Consider the following 20,117-nt stretch of genomic DNA (forward strand, 5'->3'; position numbering starts at 1 on the left):
GGCGCCTACTTACTCGCCGTCTGCTTGCCGGTGCAGACGGGGGGCAGATCCCTGTCGCCGAACCAGATCTCGAAGGTGTTGGGCCGCACCTTCTTGGCGCCCGACCAGCGGTTGGTCAGGTTCACGACCTCGATCTCGAAGCCGAGGCTCCGCAGCCAGCTCGCGATCGCCTCGGCCTTGGCGACATCCTCGTCCTTCATGGCGCGAATTTCGTTCACCTTGCCGTCCCACTTGGCGAGCGAGATCGAAGGCACGGTGATCATCGCCTCGTCATTGTCCTTCAGCGACATCAGGAGCTTCGAGAAGCACGCACGCTGCTTCTCGTCCATGACGTTGACGAAGATGCGCGAGGGAAGCCGCGCAACCGCCTCGGTGAAGACGGCCTGTACGCTCTGGTTGGCCTCCGCAGCCTTGGTGAGCGCGCGCTCCATGGCCGAGAGAAGCTGCGGATCCGAGGCGTTGTTGGCGTATTCGAGCTGGGCGGCGACGAATTCCACCGGCACCTTGTCGTTCTTCAGGAGATACTCGAACATGGCGATGCCGTATTTCTGACGCTCCGGCTTCGCGTCGCTGACGAGGTCGATCATCGTCTTGAGATCGTTCACGTTCTGCTGCCAGCGCGTGTAGTAGAGGCCCGTGCCCGCGATGGTGAGCGGGATCATGATGCTCGCCGTCATCTGGATGATGATGTCGCGCCAGGCCTTGACGCGTTCGGTCTTTTCAGATGCCATGTCCGTCATCCCCCGTGGTCACGCCGCCTCACACCAGCAGATTGCAGCAAAAGCGTGACGGAGCCCCTGCGCCGACAAGGGCCCCGGGAGAGTCGTTTACACCGTTTGCGGGCGCATGTCCTTGGGATCGATGCCCGCAACCTGCACCGGCTTCTTCATGGCGTCACGGCGGAACGGCTCGCCCAGCTCCTGGTTGATCATCGCCTCGATCAGCGTGGTCTTCCCGTTCTTCATCTGGTCGTCGATGGCCTTGGCGAGCGCATCGCGGAGCTCGTCCATGGTGCGGGCGACGACACCCTGCAGGCCGCAGGCCCTGGCAATCCCGGCGTAGGAAACGTCGGTGTCCAGCTCGGTTCCGACGAAATTGTCGTCGTACCACAGCGTCGAATTGCGCTTCTCCGCACCCCACTGGTAGTTGCGGAAAACCACCATGGTGATGGCGGGCCATTCCTTCCGGCCGATGGCGGTGAGTTCGGTCACCGCGATACCGAAGGCGCCGTCACCCGCGAAGCCGACGACGGGCGTGTCCGGACAGCCGATCTTGGCCCCGACGATCGAGGGAAGACCATAGCCGCACGGGCCGAAGAGGCCGGGAGCAAGGTATTTCCGGCCCTGCTCGAAGGTCGGGTAGGCGTTGCCGATGGCGCAATTGTTGCCGATGTCGGAAGAGATGATGGCCTCCTTCGGCAGCGCCGCCTGGATGGCGCGCCAGGCCATGCGGGGGCTCATCCATTCGGGCTTGGCCTTGCGGGCGCGCTCGTTCCAGGTGGTGCCGGGATCGTCCTCCTCGTGGTCCATGGAGGAAAGCTGCTGTGCCCAGCGCGATTTCGTGGTGGCAATCAGGTTCTTGCGCTCCTCTCGGCCCTGGTCGCCTGCGGAGGGCGAGAGCTTCGAGAGAATGGCTTCGGCCACCTTCCTGGCGTCGCCCGCAATGCCCACCGCCACCTTCTTGGTGAGGCCGATGCGGTTGGGATTGATGTCCACCTGGATGACCCTGGCCTCCTTCGGCCAGTAGTCGAGGCCGTAACCGGGAAGCGTGGAAAAGGGGTTGAGGCGGGTTCCCAGCGCCAGCACGACGTCCGCCTGCTTGATGAGCTCCATGGCGGCTCTTGAGCCGTTGTAGCCCAGGGGACCGGCAAAGAGCGGATGCGAGCCCGGGAAGGCATCATTGTGCTGGTAGCCCACGCAGACCGGGGCCGAGAGGCGCTCGGCGAGCGCCTTCGCCGCGGGGATGGCACCGCCCAGCACCACGCCGGCGCCGTTGAGGATCACCGGAAACTTCGCGTCCGAGAGGAGCTTCGCCGCGGCGGCGATCGCCTCCTCGCCGCCCGCGGGGCGCTCGAAACCCACCACCGCCGGGAGTTCGATGTCGATCACTTGCGTCCAGAAGTCGCGCGGCATGTTGATCTGTGCGGGGGCCGAGAGGCGCTTTGCATTCATGATGACGCGGTTCAGCACCTCGGCGACGCGGGAGGCATCGCGCACCTCTTCCTGATAGGCCACCATGTCCTTGAAGAGAGCCATCTGCTCGACTTCCTGGAAGCCGCCTTGGCCGATGGTGCGGTTGGCCGCCTGCGGTGTCACCAGCAGCAGCGGCGTGTGGTTCCAGTAGGCCGTCTTGACGGCGGTGACGAAGTTGGTGATGCCAGGTCCGTTCTGGGCGATCATCATGCACATCTTGCCGGAGGCGCGGGTGTAGCCGTCGGCCATCATGCCGCCAGAGCCTTCGTGCGCGCAGTCCCAGAAGGTGATGCCGGCGCGGGGAAAGAGATCCGAGATCGGCATGAAGGCAGAACCGATGATGCCGAAGGCGTGCTCGATGCCGTGCATCTGGAGAACCTTGACGAAGGCCTCTTCCGTGGTCATGCGCATGAGTTGTGTTTTCCTTGCGAAATGTTGCCGTTTTGTTGCCCGTGCTTGTAGCCTGTGCATGCGTCGGTTGCTAGAACCAGCTACAGCCCAACCGCCGTCCCAGGTCCCTCCCCTCCGGCTCTTGCCCTTGCCCTGCAGCCTGACGTAGAGGGGTGGTTGAACCACAGGAGTTGACCCATGACATCCCCCTTCCGCGCCGGTCTCATCGCCCTGGCCTTGCTCATCGTTGCACCCGTCCAGGCGCTGGCCGATGCCCGCCAGGACGGCATGGCTGCCTTCCGCGGCGAAGACTATGCCAAGGCGCTTGAACTGCTCATGCCTTATGCCAAGCAGGGGGACGCCGAGGCCGCCCTGCTCATCGCCGAGATGTACGGCCCGCGGAGCTGGGGCCAGAAGGGCGAGAACCGCAACGGCGTGGAGCAGGACAACGCGCAGGCCATCCACTGGTGGGGCGAAGCGGCGAAGCTCGGCAATGCCGAGGCGCAGCTGAAGCTCGGCTGGTGGCTGATGAAGGGCCGGGACGTGGTGAAGCAAGACGAGGCGGCGGGCATGAACTGGCTGCTGATGGCGGCGAATCAGGGCGAGCCGCAGGCCCAGTACGAGGTGGGGCTCGGCTACTGGAAGGGCCGCGGCGTGAAGCCGGACCCCATCGCCGCCTACATGTGGCTCGACCTTTGTTCGGCCGAGCCCGGCTTCGACAATGCCGCCGCCTACCGCGACGAGCTGGCGAAAACGATGTCGACTCAGCAGGTGGAGCAGGCCAAGCTCATGGTTCAGGCCTTCGCGCCGAAGCGGTAGCCGGGTCTAACATAGCGGCGGGACTTTGCACCCAATGCGTGTGCACTGGGTGACCGTTCTGTGCCCTTCTTGCAACAACGAATTGCTATGTTTGAATTTGAACGTCTGCTGGATTGACCTTGAAGGGTACTCGGCTCATGGTTGTGGCTCGTAAGTAAACGTTTGCAGGTGAAATGATGTTCAGACCTCTCCTCCTCGCCGCCGGTTCCATGGCTCTCCTGGCTTCGGCCGCCTCCGCCGCGGATCTGATGCCGGCCCCGGTTTCTAGCGGCAACTTCTATGTGGGCGCCTTCGGCGGCGCGACGTGGTTCACGGAGAACGGCGCCGATTTCACCATCGCCGATGACTTTCCCGACATAGATTATGCGGGTGAGTCCGGTGAAGTATCTCTGGATACCGACACTGGTTTCTTGGTGGGCGGCGTGCTCGGCTATCGTTGGGGCGATTCCGGTCTCCGTTCAGAGCTCGAGGTGTCTTACTCCCAGGCAAATCTGGACGGGTTTGATATTGATTTCGACGACTCCGGCATTCCCGATCTTGATGGCGATGACGTCGACTTTGATGGGGACGTTTCCGTCACCTACATCATGGGTAACCTGTGGTATGATTTTGGTGGCATGATGGATATGGGCGGCATCTCGCCCTATATCGGCGGCGGCCTCGGTGTTGGCTTCGCCAACTACGACGTCGACGCGATCGAAGGTGTCGACGTCGATGCCGACGGTAGCGAAACGGGCTTTGCCTATCAGCTGGGCGGCGGACTTCTGTGGAACGTGAGCGACTCGTTTGCGCTCGACCTCGGCTACCGCTGGCGTGGTGTGACGCTGGCCGACTACGAGGACGATCTCAACTCCCACAACGTGCTGCTGGGCGTGACGGTCGGTTTCTGATCCACCCAATTCGTGCTTCAGAATGCGGGCGCCGGTTTCCACGACCGGCGCCCGTTTCTTTTGCAGCGGGTTATTAGTCGGGGTTGGGGTTCAGCCGAGCCTTTCTGGAACAGTGTGACTTGAGGCCGCCGCATGCGAAGCAGTGGATTGCGCCGGCTCCAAGCAGACTGGACTGTGCCGAACGCGGGCGCAGGAAGACAATCGTAGCAGCTTGTGGTATCCCGGACTCGTCTCGGAGGTATGTCCCGGTTGCGGTCACTGTGCCATGAATTCTGACCCTCTTTCCCCTGAACTGGCTCTGCGGGTTGCGGTCGAAGGTGCCTTGTATTTGGCGAGAAGCCTCGACGCGCAGGGGAGATTTCAATACTGGCGGCCCGCGAGCAACTTGCCATCGATTCCCGATGTCTATGAGAGCAACCGACATTTCCTAGCGGCAACAGCGCTTTACGACATGGGAAAACTTGTGCAGTCGAGCCAGTTGCTCGAAGCAGGTCATAGAGCTCTCAGCTACGGCGTCGCAACTTTCGTGAAACCATTCCAAGATGTCGCCTGCGTGATCAGCAGTAGAGAAATCGTGCTTGGAGGAGCAGGCCTCGCCATCTCGGCCATGGCCGCCGCGCCGGATCACCCCGATGCCGAACAGCACAAGCAGATTGCTCAGTCTCTCGGAAAATACATCCTGTCGCAAGCGCGTGGCGATGGCGATTTCGTACACGTGCGTGGTTATCCGATTTCAGCCGAGATGCCCGTCACTTCCCGTCTGTTCTCATGGCAGGCGTTGCTTGGGCTCGTGAGCCTGTCTCAGTTTGTGGCACAGCCATCCTGGGGGGAATTCGCCGCCTCGTCTGCCAAACTGCTTTCCCGCAGTAAGCCCGCCCCCAACCTTCACAGCTATTATGCTCTCTACTTGATAAGCCGGTTACCCGGGCTGCTCGATGACCCGTCGGTGCACAAGCTGTCAGACGGAATTATCCGTGATCTCCTCAAGCCCACTGGCGGGGATGGGCCAGTTCCCGGGCGAAAGTGGCTGGTGACGACGCTGGCCTGCGGATGCGAGGGGCTTCTGGCCTGGCTGCGCGGCACGAATGACGGTGGAGATGTCGGCCGCCGTGCCGTCGAGAGGCGGGTCGAGAGCAACCTGATTTCGCTACTCAAACTCCGTAATGGCGACGGTAGTTTTGTCAGTGATCCCGGAAGGACGGATGTGCGGATCGATTATGTCCAGCATTCTGTCTTCGCCTTCGCTGCATATTACATGTTTCGTCTAGCTACGGATCAGTCAGACGCCAGCGCAGCAACGCAAAACAAAAGGGGCCCCTAGGGCCCCTTCCGATCGGATCACGAAGGTCTTAGTTGATTAGAAACGATAAGCGATCGTAGCCCGGATGGCGTGGATCACGGGATCAAACTCGCCGCCGATCCTGCCCGAACTCGAACCGCGTTCCCTGAAGTCGACACCATTGTCGTATTCAAAGGAATCGCTGGAGGAATCCGACCACTCGAGGGTCTCGTAATTCGCATAACGATACTCGAGCTTCAGGGAGACATTGTCAGTCAGCAGCTGTTCCATGCCAGCGCCCAGGAACCAGCCGTTCAGCCATTCATCAGTCGATGCCTTACCATCTGCTCCGCCGCTGAAGTACGTTTCCTCGAAGCCGAATCCACCTTTGGTCTCTGCACTAAACTTGGCCTGAGTGAAGCCGCCGAGACCGTAGATGAGCGTGCTTTCGGTCGCCAGGAAACCACCCCTGAGGCCAATGCCCCAGCTGTTTTCCATCTTGACTTCCGTTTCCGCTCCAGCTCCACCACTTGCGATGTCTACGCACTCATAGCCATCGAGATCAGGATCGCCGTAGCAGCCATCCGCATCATCATATGCCTGGGTATACCCCTGAGTGCCCGAGAAACCACCCGCAGCAGAATTGCTCGCCTTCAGACTGGCGAGGTCGAAGTTGCCGACGATGCCGAATACGAAACTATCCATCTGGTAGTCGGCGCCAAGCTCGACCGTACCGAAGATGCCGCCTTTGCCGATGTCGGCCGACTGGTCGAACCCGCCAATTACATCGTAGAGATATTCTTCGAGCAACACCTCGGTGACATCGTTTCCATCTACGATCGGATCAAGGCGGTAATCCTGGTTCTCATAATACTCTTCAAAGCTGCCGCCCGCTTTCAGATCGCCAGACATCAGCAATCCGCCGCCGCCAACACCGATGTAAAATCCGGTCCAGTCACGTGCCGGCGGCGCAATATCCGCAGCCTGAACGGCCGAAGCCGCACCCAGCAGCATGGTTGAGGCAAAAAGGCCGGAAGCAACTACCTTGAGCATCAAAACCCCCATCTCGGTTATTGGTTGAGTCCCGCAAACGATTGTACACTTGTACGACTATGAGCGCGTGATTAGAATATCGGCTTTCAGAAATTGTCGAACTGTGGCTCAATTAGCACAGCCCAGAGTAGCGGATCGCAATCTTCAAGCGTGTTTTCCTCTGTTTCGGGTGTTTCGTCTGGTTGCTGCATTTTTGCGTCGCGGCGCCAGGCTGTCCCTGCCCTTCTGACGGGCTCAGCCGAGTCGGCCGGTCTGGAACAGCGTGACCTTGAGGCCGCCGTGCAACACTGGCGAGCCGGGCGGCGCAAAGGGCAGGCCCGTGGCGCGGGCGAGCGCGTGATCCATGGTGATGAGGCCCACCCGCCAGCCGGTGAAGCGTTCGAGCAAGGTATTGCCGAGGGCGCCGTAGAGGGCGAAGAGCGGCGCCCTGTCGCCGATGCGCGCGCCATAGGGCGGGTTGACAATGACGAGGCTCGGCGGGCCCTCCGGCGGCTCTAGGTCGCTCACCGCATGCTGGCGGAACGTCGTCCAGCCGGAGACACCGGCACGCTCGGCGTTCTCGCCCGCCATGCGGACGGCACCCGCGTCCCGGTCGCTGCCGAAGCAGGTGAAGGGTGGCTTCGCGACGATACGGTTGTATCCAGTCTACGCAGGTCCGCACACGGGCTTACAGCAGGGCTCGAATGCAAAGAATTGTGAGCTTATTAAGTATTCGCTAATATGCATGGTCTCTCTGCAACGCAGGAGATCAGTCATGAGCACCGAATTCGGCACGGCCGAAACTCCCGCTTTCCCCGCGGCCCGTCATACGCGGGACAAGCGCTATCTCTTCGGTCCGATCGCCGATTTTCTCTGTCTCGGCGGCAGTTCCCTGCTGATCCTGCCGCTGCTGCTGTTGGTGCCGGTGGAGCCCTACAGAGCGCAGCTCGCCTGGGTCATGCTGCTCATGGCGCATTTCATCAACCATCCGCATTTCGCCCACTCCTACCAGCTCTTCTACAGGAACTTCCGGACCAAGGCCTTCACCAACGAGCTCGGATCGGGGATGCGAGCGCGCTACATCCTGTCAGGCATTGTAGTGCCGCTGTTCCTGCTGGCCTTTTTCCTCTACTGTCTCCTCAGCGGCGATGCGCAGCTTCTCGGTTACGGCGGAAACATAATGGCGCTGTTCGTGGGCTGGCACTACGTGAAGCAGGGCTACGGCATGCTGATGCTCGATGCCGTGTTGAAGCGGAAGTTCTTCGACGAGCGGCAGAAAAAAGCACTCCTCGTGAACAGCTACGCGGTGTGGATCGCGGCCTGGCTGGGAGCCAATGATTACGTGGCGACGCAGCACCTCTTCGAGCTACAGTATTACTCCTTCGATATTCCCGATCCACTGGTGCAGATCGCCAGGGGCACGGCAGTGGCGACCAGCCTGTGGGCCGCTTGGGCGATCTTCACGCACCGGCGTGCGAGGGGATCACTGCTGGTGAACGGTATCATGGCCTATGTGGTGAGCCTCTATGCCTGGCTGCTGTTCGTGCGCATCAACCCGCTGTGGCTGCTCGTGGTGCCGGCGCTCCACTCGCTGCAGTATCTCGTGGTGGTCTGGCGCTTCGAGCTCAACTACGAAAGCGAGCAACTCGGCAAGGAAGATTTCCGGGCAAACTCACTGGTGAGGCGCTACTTCGGCAACAATTTCGCCGCGCACCTCGCGCTGTTTGGTTTTGCCGGGATCGTCTTGGGCTTCATCGCCTTCTGGGGGCTCCCTGTGGCGCTCGGTGCCGTTGTGCCCTACGACCGGGAAATTTTCGGCGGCACTCTCTTCCTGTTCATGGCGTGGATCTTCATAAACGTGCATCACTATTTTCTCGACAACGTGATGTGGCGGCGCGAGAACACGGACACCAAGCGCTTTCTGTTCAGCTAGGTCTGCGGCCGGTCTGGAAAAGCGTCACCTTGAGGCCGCCGTGGAGCACGGGAGGGTCCGGCGGCGCGAAGGGCAGGCCCGTGGCGCGGGCGAGCGCGTGGTCCATGGTGATGAGGCCCACCCGCCAGCCAGCGAAGCGTTCAAGCAGGGTCTTGCCGAGCGCGCCGTAGAGGGCGAAGAGTGGCGCCCTGTCGCCTATGCGCGCGCCATAGGGCGGATTGACGATGACGAGGCCCGCGGGGCCCGCCGGCGGCACGAGGTCGCTCACCGCCTGGTGGCGGAACGCCGTCCAGCCAGCGACGCCGGCGCGCGCCGCGTTCTCGCCCGCCATGCGCACGGCGCCCGCATCCCGGTCGCTGCCGAAGCAGGTGAAGGGTGGCGCAGATGGCGGAGCGGCTTGCCGCATCTTTTCCCACCGCGCGACATCGAAGGTGGCGAGCTGCTCGAAAGCGAATTGGCGGGAGCGGCCCGGCTTGAGGCCCGCCGCCATCTCCGCCGCCTCGATCACGAAGGTGCCGGAGCCGCACATCGGATCCACCACCGGCTCGGTGCCGCGGTAGCCGCAGGCCATGAGGAAGAGCGCGGCCAGCGTCTCGCGCATCGGCGCCTTGCCGACCGCCACCTTGTGGCCCCGCTTGTGGAGCGCCTCGCCCGAGCTGTCGATGCTGAGGGTGCAGAGATCGTCCTCGATGCGCGCCTTGACGACGATATCGGCACCGGTCTTCACCGGCGCGCCCAGTTCCTCGGCAATCGCCTTGGCGATGCGCTGCGCGGCGGCCTCCGAGTGGTAGATGCGCGAGCGCGTGCAGCTCGCCTCCACCGTGACCGGCACATCCTTCCTCAGGACGTCGCCCCAGGGGAACTTCCGCGCCCGCTTGTCGAGCTGGGCGAGGTGCAGCGCCCGGAAGGCGCCGATACGGGCGAGCACCCTCCCCGCCCCCCGGAGTTCGAGATTGGCCCGCCACACCTCCGGCCAGCCGCCTCTGATCGAGACGCCGCCCGGCACGAGGCGCGGCTTGCGGAAGCCCAACGCCTCAGCCTCAGCCCGCAGAACGGGCTCGAGTCCGGGCGTGGCCACGAGGAAGACTTCGAAGTCGGAGGGTGAGGTCATGAGCCCCCGCTTATCGCTTCCAGCGGGAACCTGCGACTGTTTTTGGGGTGGCCGGGGGACAGGTGGGCGCAATGCGTGTGAGCGCTTCAATTTGCCAACCCGCAATCTAACGTTATGTCTCTAACAAATGACAGCTAAAAGTAGTGCGGTCAGCTGGTGCAGCTCTCGTTGGGCTTCAGCTTGCGGGGGCTGATGGTGATCTGTCCGCCGCGGCAGGTGAGGAGGACTGCGCCGTTGGCGGTGCAGATGCGGGCCATGGTGATGAGCTTGCTGTCGGAGAGAACTTGTAGGCTGTCGCTCGGGGCGCCAACGTCGCCTAGCATGGTCTCCGCGAGTGCCAGGCACTGGTCCGAATCGCCGTCGAGCGAGACGGTCTGGAAATTGCCGATCTCGAGCTGGCCCGTCCGGGGATTCTTCGACAGCACCGGGCTCATCGCCTGCGGACCGTCCGCCTCTGGGCCGTATTCGTAGGAGGCCGCTTCCACGACGAGACCTCCATCTGCCGCGACGCCTGGCGCGCCTGGCTCTTCCACGGCAATCGCCGGCGCCTGGCTGCTCGAGGGAACGACACTCATCTGGAGCGGGCCCTTCAGCTGCCGCTGAGGTCCCTTGGTGAGGAGCTCATTGTCCTGCCGCTGCAGGCGGGAGAGGGCGAGCGGGTCCGCCACCTTCTGGGAGACAGAGGCGGGCGCAACGGCGGCGGCATGCTCGAGGAGGGTCTTGCGAATGGTGTCGAAATTCCAGCCGAGAAAGAAGACGCCGGCCAGCACAAGGTTCGAGACCCCGCTCCAGAGGATGATGTCGCCGATGTTCCGCGTCGACCTGCTCATGGCACTTCCTTCGGGGCTCTCCTGCGTCTCCTAGAGGTCTACTCGCTTGACCGACTTCTCCGTCTCCCCAAGCAGCTGCAGATTGTTGGCGATGTAGGGATTGTCCGGCTCGAGTTCATAGGCCTTCAGGAAGAAGCGCCGCGCGCTGGCGAGATCGCCCCGCAGGAGCTGCGAGTAGCCCGCGTTGTTGAGGATGGTGGCGTTCTTGGAGCCGAGCTGCAGCACCTTCTCGTAGGCCTTGTCGGCCAAGTCGAAGCGGCGCAGCTGATCGTAGCTCGCGGCCAGCCCAAGCCACGCCTCGGGGTCCTTCGGCGTCACCTCCACGGCCTTGCGGAAGCTCTGCTCGGCGAGGCCGAAATTGTTGTTGCGGAAGTAGATCTTGCCGCGGCGGACATACTCGTCGCTGGGGTAGAAGCGCGGATCCTCCAGCGTCATCCCCGACTCCTGCAGCAGCCTGTTCTCCGTCGACTTGCAGGCAGCCAGACCCGCGCAGACGAGAAGCAAGGCGCAACAGCGCAGGGCTGAATGTGTAAACGCCTCGAACTTCATCATGAGCCCACCCCTATATCCCCAAAGCCCGGAAGAGTTTCATGGCCACCGGCATGAGCGTGATGCCGAGGATGACCGGAAAGATGAAAAGTGCAAGCGGCAAGACGAGCTTCACCGGCAGCGCGTGGGCTTTTTCTTCTGCCCGCGCCAACCGCTTCGCCCGCATCTCGTCGCTATAGACACGCAGGGATTGAACGAGGCTCGTGCCCAGTTCCTCCGACTGCTGAATGAGTGTCGCGAAGGACTTCGCCTCGGGTATGCCGAGGCGAAGAGCAAGGTTCTCCAGCGCCTCACGCGTGGACTTGCCGGCCCTGAGCTCCAGCGACATGAAGCCGAGATTGCGGGCCAGGGAGGGATAGTCGGCCGCCATGTCGCGGCTGATGCGGTCCATCGCGCTCTCGACGCCGATGCCGGCCTCGACGCAGATCACGAGGAGGTCGAGGAAGTCCGGAAAGCCCTGCCGGTGCTCCTCGAACAGCTTGTCGCGGCGGACACTCACGATGGAGCGGGGAAGGATGTATCCCATGAAGGTCATGGCGACACTCGCCGCGGCGCCCATGACCCAGGAGTGATCGGGGAACATCCGCCCGTAGAGCAGCGCCGTCGCCATGCCGAGCACCACGGCGACACCGAGGCGGATCGCCTGGAACCACATCAGCGCCGGCGTGCCGTAGTAGCCGGCCGAGTTGAGAAAACGCATCAACTCCGTCTTCTTGTCCTCGTCGGTGGGCACGAGACCCTTCAGGAAGTCAGGCTCCGTACCGCGGATCAAGGTGGCGCCTTCGCCCGCGGCGCTCCGTACCCCGGTCTCTCCGGCCGTGGCGCGGCGGCGGACGTCCGACCAGGTGGCGGTGACGCTGCTGACCGCGATCGTCACGAAGGCGACAGCGAGAAACACCGCGACATAGGCGATGAGGTCGCCGCGCGCTGCTATAAGTGAGGTCAGCTGCTCCACCATCGCCTCAGAACTTGAAGTTGATCATCTTGTACATCATGAAGTCACCCACCAGCGACCACAACACCAGCCCCACCATGACGACCTGGAAAAACGGCTCGTGCCACACGTCGCTGTAGTAACGCGGGTTCTGCGCGTAGATGGCGCCGGCAATCAGCCACGGCAGCAGGGTGAGACCGTAGGCGGAGTAGCGGCCCTCGGCGGATATCGCCCGCACCTTGCGCCGCAGCTGGAACCTCTCGCGCAGCACCTTCGAGAGATTGTCGAGCACCTCGCTCAAGTTGCCGCCCGACGTTGACTGGAGCGATACGGCGGTGACGAGCAGCGACAGGTCCGGCACGCCGACGCGAGCGGCGAGGTTCTGGAGCGCGCGCGGCATGTCGAGGCCATAGGTGATCTCGTCGACCGTGATGCCGAATTCGCTGCCGACGGGATCGGCCATCTCCCTCCCGACCAGCGCCATGGCCGTCTGCACCGGATGTCCGCTGCGGAGGCTGCGGACGACGACGTCCAAGGCATCGGGGAGCTGACTGGTGAACTCGCGCTGCCGGCGGCTGCGGACGATCCTCACGAACTGGATGGGCACAAGAGCTCCGAAAACACCGCCGAGCGCCAGGCAGGCGATATCCGGAAGAGACGTCAACAGCATGAAGACTGCCGTGAGCCCCAAGCTGGAAAAAATCAGGATGAACACAAAGCGCGTCAAGGTGGTCCGAAGACCAGACTGCACGATGAGCTTCCTCAGGCCGCCCATCACCTTGACATCGCGGTCAAAGATGCCCCGCTCAGCCTTGATGCGCAGAAGCGCCTGCTCGCCGCTCAAACCCTCGTCGCGCGCCTTGAGCCTGCGGTTGACGCTTCTCCGGCTCTGCAGCGGCGCAATGACCCCCAAGTAAATGCCTTGGACGAGGAATATGACAGCCAGAGCGGCGGTCACGTAGAAGGCGCTGCGAATCAGGAACTCGCTGTCCATCTCACTGCACCTTCGACGGATCGAAATAGCTCGCGGGGATGGTGATGCCGCGGGTGGCGAGATCCGCCAGGAAGCGCGGCCTCACACCCGTCGCCTGGAAATTGCCCTGGATTGTACCATCCTCCAGCGTTGCCACGCGGTTGAAGCGGAAGATCTCCTGCATCTGGATGACGTCGCCCTCGATGCCAGTGATTTCGCTGACACTCACCACACGGCGCTTGCCGTCGCTCAGGCGCTGCAGCTGAATAACCAAGCGGATGGCGGAGGCGATTTGCGAGCGGATGCTCAGCACAGTCATCGGGTACCCAGCCATGCCCACCATCTGCTCAAGGCGCGAGAGCGCATCGCGGGTCGAGTTGGCATGAACGGTGGTCATCGAGCCCTCATGACCGGTGTTCATCGCCTGCAGCATGTCGAAGGCCTCCTCGCCGCGGCACTCGCCGACGATGATGCGGTCGGGCCGCATACGAAGCGCGTTCTTGACGAGCTCGCGCTGCCGGATCTCGCCCTTGCCTTCGATGCTCGGCGGGCGCGTTTCCATGCGGCCAACGTGCGGCTGCTGCAGCTGAAGCTCGGCGGCGTCCTCGATGGTGATCAGGCGCTCGGCGGGGCTGATGTATGTGGAGAGCGCGTTAAGCATGGTCGTCTTGCCGGAGCCTGTGCCGCCCGAAACGAGGATGGTGACGCGGCCCTGCACCGCCGCCGACATCAGCGACGCCATCTCGCGTGATAGTGAGCCGATCTCGACAAGCTTCTCCATTGAAAAGGGCCGCTTAGAGAACTTGCGGATCGAGACGAGCGGTCCATCGACGGCGATAGGCTTGATGGCGACGTTGACACGGGAGCCGTCGAGCAGGCGCGCGTCGCACATCGGCTGGCTCTCGTCCACCCGGCGGCCCACGGTGGAAACGATCTTGTTTATGATGCGCAGGAGGTGCGCTTCGTCCTTGAAGCGGGCGTCCGAGAGCTCGAGAACGCCGCGGCGTTCAACGTAGATCTGCTTGTGGGTGTTGATGAGGATGTCGTTGACCGTCTCGTCCTTGAGCAGGGGTTCGATGGGGCCGAGGCCGGTCATCTCGTTGAGGATGTCGTCAACGAAGGTCTCGAGCTCGCTGGCGTTGAGCACGAGCCGTTCATTGGCGACGTGCTGCGCGACCAGCTCGTGAATCTGCGGCCTGAGCTCCTTGATCGGAAGCTTCTCAACGGTGGCGAGGTTGATCTCGTCGATGATACGGCCGTGGATGCGGAGCTTGGCCTCGAGCAGCCGCTCCTTCAGAAGGGCAGCCTCCGCGTCGGCAAGCTGAGCGGCAGCCTGCTGGGCTGCTGCCTTGCCTTGCTGTTCCGGTTTCGTATCCTGCGTCTGCGGAGCGGTCTTCCTGAGCAGCGAGAAACGGCCCATCGCCATGTTCAGTACCCCACGATCTTGGAGAGGTCAGAGATGAAGGAGCTGCGCGACTTGATGTCCGTCACCGGAATGCCACGGTCGATCGCCTCCCTCACCAGTCGCTCGTCCGCCGAGACATAACCCGCGAGGTCGCTTCCGATGAGCTCCTTCACCTCGCTGTTCGACAGGCCGGTGCCGAAGATCGAACGGCTGTGCTTGTTGACGATCACCTTGGGCCTCACCTCGCCTGCATATTGGGCGACGATGTCGTTCACCATGCGGCGCGCGGAACGCAGGCCCGGAACGGAAAAATCGGTGACGACGAAGACGTCCGAGGAGCCGAGCATGACGCCGTCCGACCAGCTCTCGGTGTGACGCGGCAGGTCGACGACCAGCGTCTCGTATTTCTGGGAGGCCAGATCGAGCGTGCGAGTGATGACCTCGGCTGCGAAATCGAAGGTCTCGCCGAACTTGCGGCGGGCCGAGAGAACGGAAAGGCCCTGGCTGTGCGTCGCCGTCATGATGTCGAGCATGTGCGGATCGAGACGGGACGGATCGGCGATGATCTCGTCCAGCTTCCAGGCAGGCTGAAGGTCGAGATACTCGGCGCAGGCGCCAGTGGTGAGATCGAGATCGACGATGCAGGTCGAGGGCGCCGGGGCCTTGCTCTTGCGGGCAGCAAGGAGAGCAGCATGAAGGGCGAGAGAGGTGGCGCCGACACCACCCCGCGCACCCATGAAGGTGAGGCACTTCACCTCCTGACGGCTGGCGCCCTGCTGGGTGATGACCCGCGCGCAAGCGGCAATCAACTCGCCGGGGCTCAGCGGCGTCTTGATCCAGTCCGAGACGCGGAGCCTCAGGAACCAGCGCACCAGTTCGTCATCGACGGCGGGCGAGAGCACGATCACCGGCAGCTGCGGCGGGCGCTGCATCATGAAGCGCTCGAACTCGCGCATCGAGGCCTCGCTCGAGGCATCGAGATCGTAGACGAAGACGCTGAGCCCCCCGGCATCGAAGCCGGCCGCGACCTTGTCGCTCCTGATGAGGCGCAGGTCCACGCCTTCGCGCGTCGACACGAATTCCTTGAGCTGGCGGCCGATATCGGCGTCCTGGGTGACGAAGCCGATGTCGAGGATGCGGTTCGCCTTGCGGACGGAGCGGCTGAAGATCTGCAGCATGTTCAGCTTGTCCACGTGGTGTTCAGATCCTCGCCCGTCACGGTCGTGGCGAAGCTCGGCATGGGGATGGCATTCACGGGCAGGAAAGCGCCCATCAAGATGAAATCAATCTGTACGTCTCGGAGGCTCACCGTGATTGTGGGTACCGGGCCAACCGGTCGTCCCGCGTAACCAAGCCCGGTGTGTTCGTACCGCACGCGCACCTTGTCTATGCCAGTTACCTTTGAAGAGAGATTGCACATGCCGATGTTGCGCGGAGTCGAATTGATATTGCACGCTGTTCTCACAGAAACGGTTGACCCATTGATCGTGACCGTGCTGCACGTCTCGCCTACGTCACAGCGACCGAACACTATCAGCCGAAGCGCGTTTGCGTCACAGCCATCCTCTAGATCCGATGTGCAGGTATAATCAAAAGCCAACGGCGGCAGCGGATCGCCTGGGAGTACAGTAGAGCTGAGTCCTGTGAATTTGCGGAAGTCGGGAACGGCGGGCTCGGAGACCGCAGCAAGACGGGCGCCGTACTGGACAGCTTTGGTGGCCGCATTCCACTGGTAGTAGGCATAGCTGAATTCGATAATGCCGAAGAGGATCACGAAGAAAGTCAGAACGACCGCCGTAAACTCGATCAGCACAGCGCCGCCTTCATCGTTCCAGAAGTTTCTCCGTTCAGCGGACACCGATCACCCTCTCCTGATGAGACACCGTAAGCGTTGGAGACGAGAGGCCAAAATATCCCAGAAATCCCAAGGACTGGTAAGGAACGGTAGCCGTGACGGTCACCGCCTTGATGCTTTCCCCCCCGCGGTAGTAGTGGCTAGTATTATCAAAGCTGTCGCAGGTAATGCTAATGGTAGAACCAGTTGTCCATACGTTGTTGTCTGCTCCACTGCGCTGGGCGATGGCTTGAATTTTCGCCCACAATGCGGTGTCTGTGCAGACGTCACCAGTTAGGCCCGCGGCAAAGCGAGCCGCATCTCGGACACCGTTGGTGACTAGATGATACTTGTAGTAGAGATTGCCAAACTCAAGCGTTCCAAGTCCGATCGCCAACAACACGGGCAGCACCACGGCGAGTTCGATGAGTGTAGCCCCTGCGTCGTCTGAGACCCATCTGCGTGACAACGTCTCACTCTTGTTTCGCATGCGCCTTGTCATCGGTAGAGCTGAACAATATCGCGTGCCACATTGTCGGCGCTTCCGGGCTGGTCAATCCCAACCATTTCGGCCCAAACGTCTCCATCTGCCACTGTTTCATCTGACTTGCGATCAGGATCTTTGCCATTGTTCGCGGCATTGGCGCTTTGCACTGGTTCGGTAATGAAGAATTTTGCAAAGGCCACAACTGGCAGCTTGTTGCTGCTACCGCCCTTGATGGGTCCGTAGGCAGAGCTTGCATTCAGTGCTTGGCAATTAAGGATTGCTGCATGAAAAATACGTCTATCTGGAGTATTGCTGAGTTTGCTTTGGTCTCCATTCCAGCAACGAGGATTTCCGTATTCGCCCCCGTTAGGTGCGCCGTTAGAGTCATTTTTTACAAGAGTCGCTTCGCTTTTCAGTTCATACTGGTAAACTTCATATCGTGTTGCGTCGCTCGGCAGATCAGATGGCCAGGAAGCTTGATTGTGCGCCCGCTTCCAATATGTTGCTCGGTCCCAGCTACCGTCGCCCATCCTCCCCCCCATGTAGGGACAGGAACTGCTGGCAAAACAGGTATCTCGAGACAGCTTTGAAAAATTGGGGTCGTCAACGCCGTTTCCGTCATCTGGATTGCAGGCAGAGCCCTTGCCGCCGTCGTTCCAAACTCCTTTTCGGACGTTCTTCGCTGGGCGATAATCGGTATGAGACTTTTTTCCGTTCAGTTTACCTTCATAGAGGTCAAACCTCACGTTAAAACCTGTGCGTATTGCTGTTATTGCGCCAGTTCTAAGTTCTACGCCGCTGGCGAGAAAGCACGCCTTTGGAGAGACCACGGCTACATTGTCTCTTAGCGTATCTGCGCCCGGATTAGCGCTCGTGCCTGCGGGAATGAGAAACCCAAAATTGCCGGGAAAATACTGAGCGTTATTGCCGCCAGTCTGTTTCATATTGATTAATCTTCCGAGACGTCCGTTCTCCCGGTTAAAATGCTTCATTAATTCCGTTGCCTCTGTGATGTTAGTGTTTCCGGACTCTTCGTACGGATTACAAATAAACATCGTTGTAAAATCACACACCGCCGCCTGGAAACCGGCGACGGCCTCCGCACTGGTGCTCGTGGTGTTCGAAAGGGCGCCGATGAAGCTGGCCGGGAAGATCGTGTCGTAATTCTTTGGATCGACGATCACCTGCACGAAGCGGGCTGCAATCGAGGAGGTTTCGATTTCCGCGGCCGTGCCACGCGGGAGGCAGGTGGCGGGGTCAATGGGCGTCGCATCGCTCGCCGGAAGCGCCGAGAGATAGCAGGTCTCGACATCGTCCCAACCGACATCAGCGGCGGACGAGGTGAACAGCGCCTTGTTCCGGGTGATGAAGGTGTTCATCGCGGATTCCGAGCGCGTGATGGCGTCTGGACGCCTGTCGAGTTCCGCCGCACCCGCCAGCGCCAAAGCGTCCGATCCATGCTGGAGGGAAGACTGGAGCGTGGTGAAACGACCAACATCCACGGCCAGAAGCGCGAAGCCCACGATGACCGGGAGCAACAAGGTGACGTAGATCAGCACCATGCCTGACTGGTCGGCATGGAGCGAAGTCTTCACGGCGATCCTCCCGGTCCTCCCCTTCCCGTCCTGCATGAAACGCACCTCACATCAATTCGAGCCGCCGCCACCGACATTGATGACGGTGGTGGGGCTGGCCTGATTGCCGCCTTCGTAGCGGTTGAACATCTGCTCCAGCGCGCCGATGCCCTGGCGCGATGGCGTCTTGATGTTCGTGTCGTTCACATAGGAGGGCCAGGGTGTGGGATGCTGGATCGCCAGGTTGGCGCGGTTGGCGTCGCCGAGACCGATGGTGACGGAGTCGCTCCGCCCCAGGTAGTTGTAGTTGTAATCCTCCGCGAAGGCCGCAGAGGTGAAGCCTCCGAGGGCCAGCACTGCGAGGATGAGGCTATTTCTGCGGAGCGCCATAATTCACCTGCGGAAGATCGATGATGTGGCCGTAAACGCCGTTGTATTTCACGTCGAGGCTCTTCTTGGACACCTCCTGCTTGCCGAGCAGGAAGAATTCCGGCTCGTTGGAGGAGACCATCTCGTCGAGCGGAGTCTCGAGCTGCTGCTTCGTGCCCACCGGCCTGACGAGGCGCGGCGTGACGATGATGACGAGGTCCGACTCCTTCTTCTGGAAGGCAGATGAGCGGAACAGCGTGCCGATCACCGGGATATCTCCCGCCCAGGGCACCTGGCTCGCCGTCTTGGCGTTGAGGCTCTGCAGCAGGCCGGCGATGGCGAAGCTCTGGCCGTCGCGCAGTTCGACGCTCGTCTTGGCGCGGCGCGTGACGAAACCCGGGTTGCCATCGATGTTGATCGAGGGGTCGATCTCGGAGACCTCCGGCGCGATGAGGAGATTGATGAGACCGTCATCGAGTACTGTCGGTGTAAAGTCGAGCTTCACGCCGAATTCCTTGTAGTCGACGCTGCAGTCGCGATCAGCCAGCGTGCCCTGGCAGGTCTGCACGGGAACCTCGCCGCCAGCGTGGAAGTTGGCCGACTCGCCCGACAGCGCCGTGAGGTTCGGCTCCGCCAGGCGGCGGGCCATGTTGCGCTGCTCCAGAGCCGAGATCAGCAGATCGGGCGAGGTACCGTTGTCGAGAATATTGGCGATGATGGTACCGAAGGGAAGCACGCCCGAGAGCCCGCCCGCCACGGCGCCGAGCTGGGCCACGGTGCTGACGGCGCTCTCTTCTCCGCCATTCGAGCCCTTTTGTTCCTTCACCCACTTGTTGACCCCGACGCCCTGGGCGAAGCCATTGCCGTCATTCGTGAGATTCCAGTTGAAGCCCAGCTCCTTGCCGGCGGAGCGGGCGACCTCCACCATGCGAACTTCGAGGTTCACCTGCTGCATGGAGGCGATCGACATTCCGTTCGTGACGTTGTCGCCCGCGAAATCACCCGCGATGGCCATGGCCTTGGCAGCGGCGGGGGCACTCGGCACCATGCCCTCGATCAGGACGCGGCCGTTGATGCTGCGCACCTTGAGCGACGCGCCGGGAATGCTCTGCTTCAGGGCCTCGCGAAGACCCGACAGATCATGCGTCACCTCGATGTCGATCACGGCGACGAGCTGCTTCTGATCATCGAACAACGTGACGTTAGTAGTGCCGAGCTTGCGGCCCAGCACATACATGGTGCGGTCGCTCAGGGGATTGACGTCAGCCGTCTCGGGATCACCCACCACGATCTCGGCGAAGGGAACGTTGACCCTGAGCGTCTCGGAGCGGCCGGTCACCACCTGCATGCGCCCCACACGGTCATCCGCGGAGATCTTGACGACCTTGGCGGCCGCCTCCGCGCGGGGCTGCCAGGAGAGGATGGCCGAAGCTGCAAGGAGGGCGAAAACCGCCCCCGTCCCAATTCTCCGCAGGGCACCGAGGCCGCTGTTCTCTTCGCTGGCTTTCATCACTCG

The 20,117-nt window shown here is 61.9% G+C and carries 20 protein-coding genes; 4 read left to right on the forward strand and 16 right to left on the reverse strand.

What is annotated here, in order from left to right:
* Positions 1–5 precede the first annotated feature (5 nt).
* Positions 6–731: a hypothetical protein gene (locus tag ACK4HL_RS03565; protein WP_409756664.1), complete on the reverse strand. Its 726-nt coding sequence runs from the start codon at positions 729–731 to the stop codon at positions 6–8.
* Between the two features lie 96 nt (positions 732–827).
* On the reverse strand, positions 828–2,603 hold the full coding sequence (gene xsc, locus ACK4HL_RS03570; protein WP_409756665.1) for a sulfoacetaldehyde acetyltransferase: 1,776 nt from the start codon (positions 2,601–2,603) through the stop codon (positions 828–830).
* A 177-nt stretch (positions 2,604–2,780) separates the two neighbouring features.
* Here xsc and ACK4HL_RS03575 point away from each other — a divergent pair, with 177 nt between their 5' ends.
* From ACK4HL_RS03575 to ACK4HL_RS03585, 3 genes are all read left to right on the forward strand, one after another.
* Positions 2,781–3,401 carry a tetratricopeptide repeat protein gene (locus ACK4HL_RS03575; protein WP_409756666.1) on the forward strand — a complete coding sequence of 207 codons (621 nt, stop codon included), beginning with the start codon at positions 2,781–2,783 and terminating at the stop codon, positions 3,399–3,401.
* Positions 3,402–3,577: 176 nt separating this feature from the next.
* On the forward strand, positions 3,578–4,291 hold the full coding sequence (locus ACK4HL_RS03580) for an outer membrane protein (protein WP_409756667.1): 714 nt from the start codon (positions 3,578–3,580) through the stop codon (positions 4,289–4,291).
* A gap of 265 nt (positions 4,292–4,556) precedes the next feature.
* Positions 4,557–5,612, forward strand: a complete 1,056-nt coding sequence (locus ACK4HL_RS03585; protein ID WP_409756668.1) for a hypothetical protein — start codon at positions 4,557–4,559, stop codon at positions 5,610–5,612.
* A gap of 36 nt (positions 5,613–5,648) precedes the next feature.
* Here ACK4HL_RS03585 and ACK4HL_RS03590 read toward each other — a convergent pair whose 3' ends face one another.
* Positions 5,649–6,623, reverse strand: a complete 975-nt coding sequence (locus ACK4HL_RS03590) for an outer membrane protein (protein WP_409756669.1) — start codon at positions 6,621–6,623, stop codon at positions 5,649–5,651.
* A 234-nt stretch (positions 6,624–6,857) separates the two neighbouring features.
* Complete coding sequence (locus ACK4HL_RS03595; RefSeq protein WP_409756748.1) at positions 6,858–7,253, reverse strand: hypothetical protein; 396 nt, start codon at positions 7,251–7,253, stop codon at positions 6,858–6,860.
* 124 nt (positions 7,254–7,377) lie between these two features.
* Between ACK4HL_RS03595 and ACK4HL_RS03600 the strand changes: the two genes are divergently transcribed.
* Positions 7,378–8,535, forward strand: coding sequence for a hypothetical protein (locus ACK4HL_RS03600; protein WP_409756670.1), 1,158 nt, complete (start codon positions 7,378–7,380; stop codon positions 8,533–8,535).
* On the opposite strand, the gene ACK4HL_RS03605 is transcribed toward ACK4HL_RS03600, so the two are convergent.
* The 12 genes from ACK4HL_RS03605 to ACK4HL_RS03660 all read right to left on the reverse strand — a co-directional run bounded on the left by ACK4HL_RS03605 (position 8,528) and on the right by ACK4HL_RS03660 (position 20,111).
* Positions 8,528–9,646: a class I SAM-dependent RNA methyltransferase gene (locus tag ACK4HL_RS03605; protein ID WP_409756671.1), complete on the reverse strand. Its 1,119-nt coding sequence runs from the start codon at positions 9,644–9,646 to the stop codon at positions 8,528–8,530. The genes ACK4HL_RS03600 and ACK4HL_RS03605 overlap by 8 nt on opposite strands.
* Positions 9,647–9,795: 149 nt before the next feature.
* A complete protein-coding gene (locus ACK4HL_RS03610; RefSeq protein ID WP_409756672.1) occupies positions 9,796–10,476 on the reverse strand; it encodes a hypothetical protein in 681 nt (226 codons plus the stop codon).
* A 30-nt stretch (positions 10,477–10,506) separates the two neighbouring features.
* On the reverse strand, positions 10,507–11,028 hold the full coding sequence (locus tag ACK4HL_RS03615; RefSeq protein WP_409756673.1) for a tetratricopeptide repeat protein: 522 nt from the start codon (positions 11,026–11,028) through the stop codon (positions 10,507–10,509).
* 10 nt (positions 11,029–11,038) lie between these two features.
* Positions 11,039–11,983, reverse strand: a complete 945-nt coding sequence (locus ACK4HL_RS03620) for a type II secretion system F family protein (RefSeq protein ID WP_409756674.1) — start codon at positions 11,981–11,983, stop codon at positions 11,039–11,041.
* Positions 11,984–11,987: 4 nt separating this feature from the next.
* Positions 11,988–12,953 carry a type II secretion system F family protein gene (locus ACK4HL_RS03625; RefSeq protein ID WP_409756675.1) on the reverse strand — a complete coding sequence of 322 codons (966 nt, stop codon included), beginning with the start codon at positions 12,951–12,953 and terminating at the stop codon, positions 11,988–11,990.
* Position 12,954: 1 nt separating this feature from the next.
* Complete coding sequence (locus ACK4HL_RS03630; protein ID WP_409756676.1) at positions 12,955–14,358, reverse strand: CpaF family protein; 1,404 nt, start codon at positions 14,356–14,358, stop codon at positions 12,955–12,957.
* A gap of 2 nt (positions 14,359–14,360) precedes the next feature.
* On the reverse strand, positions 14,361–15,530 hold the full coding sequence (locus tag ACK4HL_RS03635) for a CpaE family protein (RefSeq protein WP_409756677.1): 1,170 nt from the start codon (positions 15,528–15,530) through the stop codon (positions 14,361–14,363).
* Positions 15,518–16,195 (reverse strand): TadE/TadG family type IV pilus assembly protein, encoded by a 678-nt coding sequence (locus ACK4HL_RS03640; RefSeq protein WP_409756678.1) that lies wholly within the window; start codon positions 16,193–16,195, stop codon positions 15,518–15,520. The genes ACK4HL_RS03635 and ACK4HL_RS03640 overlap by 13 nt, the downstream gene beginning before the upstream one ends.
* Complete coding sequence (locus ACK4HL_RS03645) at positions 16,185–16,661, reverse strand: TadE/TadG family type IV pilus assembly protein (RefSeq protein ID WP_409756679.1); 477 nt, start codon at positions 16,659–16,661, stop codon at positions 16,185–16,187. The genes ACK4HL_RS03640 and ACK4HL_RS03645 overlap by 11 nt, the downstream gene beginning before the upstream one ends.
* A gap of 8 nt (positions 16,662–16,669) precedes the next feature.
* Positions 16,670–18,253 carry a pilus assembly protein TadG-related protein gene (locus ACK4HL_RS03650; RefSeq protein WP_409756680.1) on the reverse strand — a complete coding sequence of 528 codons (1,584 nt, stop codon included), beginning with the start codon at positions 18,251–18,253 and terminating at the stop codon, positions 16,670–16,672.
* 51 nt (positions 18,254–18,304) lie between these two features.
* Positions 18,305–18,622 (reverse strand): hypothetical protein, encoded by a 318-nt coding sequence (locus ACK4HL_RS03655; RefSeq protein ID WP_409756681.1) that lies wholly within the window; start codon positions 18,620–18,622, stop codon positions 18,305–18,307.
* Entirely contained in the window at positions 18,603–20,111 is a 1,509-nt protein-coding gene (locus ACK4HL_RS03660; RefSeq protein WP_409756682.1) for a type II and III secretion system protein family protein, read from the reverse strand. The genes ACK4HL_RS03655 and ACK4HL_RS03660 overlap by 20 nt, the downstream gene beginning before the upstream one ends.
* Positions 20,112–20,117 lie beyond the last annotated feature (6 nt).

This window comes from Aestuariivirga sp., from assembly GCF_046294715.1.
Lineage (GTDB): Bacteria > Pseudomonadota > Alphaproteobacteria > Rhizobiales > Aestuariivirgaceae > Aestuariivirga.

Coding starts and splice junctions, on each gene's coding strand:
- ACK4HL_RS03565 (WP_409756664.1), bottom strand. CDS start 731: ATGGCATCTGAAAAGACCGAACGCGTCAAGGCCTGGCGCGACATCATC.
- xsc (WP_409756665.1), bottom strand. CDS start 2,603: ATGCGCATGACCACGGAAGAGGCCTTCGTCAAGGTTCTCCAGATGCAC.
- ACK4HL_RS03575 (WP_409756666.1), top strand. CDS start 2,781: ATGACATCCCCCTTCCGCGCCGGTCTCATCGCCCTGGCCTTGCTCATC.
- ACK4HL_RS03580 (WP_409756667.1), top strand. CDS start 3,578: ATGTTCAGACCTCTCCTCCTCGCCGCCGGTTCCATGGCTCTCCTGGCT.
- ACK4HL_RS03585 (WP_409756668.1), top strand. CDS start 4,557: ATGAATTCTGACCCTCTTTCCCCTGAACTGGCTCTGCGGGTTGCGGTC.
- ACK4HL_RS03590 (WP_409756669.1), bottom strand. CDS start 6,623: ATGCTCAAGGTAGTTGCTTCCGGCCTTTTTGCCTCAACCATGCTGCTG.
- ACK4HL_RS03600 (WP_409756670.1), top strand. CDS start 7,378: ATGAGCACCGAATTCGGCACGGCCGAAACTCCCGCTTTCCCCGCGGCC.
- ACK4HL_RS03605 (WP_409756671.1), bottom strand. CDS start 9,646: ATGACCTCACCCTCCGACTTCGAAGTCTTCCTCGTGGCCACGCCCGGA.
- ACK4HL_RS03610 (WP_409756672.1), bottom strand. CDS start 10,476: ATGAGCAGGTCGACGCGGAACATCGGCGACATCATCCTCTGGAGCGGG.
- ACK4HL_RS03615 (WP_409756673.1), bottom strand. CDS start 11,028: ATGATGAAGTTCGAGGCGTTTACACATTCAGCCCTGCGCTGTTGCGCC.
- ACK4HL_RS03620 (WP_409756674.1), bottom strand. CDS start 11,983: ATGGTGGAGCAGCTGACCTCACTTATAGCAGCGCGCGGCGACCTCATC.
- ACK4HL_RS03625 (WP_409756675.1), bottom strand. CDS start 12,953: ATGGACAGCGAGTTCCTGATTCGCAGCGCCTTCTACGTGACCGCCGCT.
- ACK4HL_RS03630 (WP_409756676.1), bottom strand. CDS start 14,358: ATGGCGATGGGCCGTTTCTCGCTGCTCAGGAAGACCGCTCCGCAGACG.
- ACK4HL_RS03645 (WP_409756679.1), bottom strand. CDS start 16,661: ATGCGAAACAAGAGTGAGACGTTGTCACGCAGATGGGTCTCAGACGAC.
- ACK4HL_RS03655 (WP_409756681.1), bottom strand. CDS start 18,622: ATGGCGCTCCGCAGAAATAGCCTCATCCTCGCAGTGCTGGCCCTCGGA.
- ACK4HL_RS03660 (WP_409756682.1), bottom strand. CDS start 20,111: ATGAAAGCCAGCGAAGAGAACAGCGGCCTCGGTGCCCTGCGGAGAATT.